At 55.4% G+C, this 624-nt stretch carries 1 pseudogene; it reads left to right on the top strand.

The features are described from left to right. Positions 1-440: pseudogene (locus tag AC1DSG_RS31580) on the top strand (calcium-binding protein); the annotation flags it as partial. Between the last annotated feature and the right edge of the window lie 184 nt (positions 441-624).

Raw genomic sequence — 624 nt, 5'->3', positions numbered from 1 at the left:
TCTTCGAGGTGACAGATGCCGGCGATGTAGTGATCGAGGGCATCGGAGGTGGCGTTGACAGCGTCTCGACATCCCTGAACAGTTACACCTTGGGCGAAAACGTCGAGAATGTGTTCTTTGGCGGTAACGGCAACTTCACGGCGGTCGGCAATACGTTAGACAACGCATTCGCAGGTGGCACTGGCAATGACACCTTCGTGTTCAGYGCAGGTTTCGGAAACGATAAGATTTTCGGTTTCGAAGCCAATCCCATCGGCGGCAGTCAGGATCGGCTCAATATTGCCGCATTCAACATCACGGCGGCGGACTTTGCCGGTAGCGTCAACGTCGCCGATGTAGGTGCGGATACCTTGGTAACAATCGGAAATGACACCATCCGCCTGGTAGGTGTGGCCGACGCAACAACCGTCACTGCCACGGACTTCATTTTGGCCACTTGAGGTCTGGTCAGTACTGTCGCAAGGAGCGCGGACAACGGAAGGGAGGGCAATTGATGCCCTCCCTTTTTTTGCGTGGTCGTTCGTTCGGCGGTAAATGCGTGAGGTACGAGCGTTGTCATAGGGGAAACGCTGTTTGGGGCAATTGTGTTTGACGCGGGTCGTTTGATGTCAGGGTGTGAGCCCC

It is taken from the genome of Pseudomonas sp. P5_A12 (genome assembly GCF_056400685.1).
The sequence above is the reverse complement of the archived record's forward strand: the minus strand, read 5'-3'. Positions and strand labels throughout refer to the sequence as shown.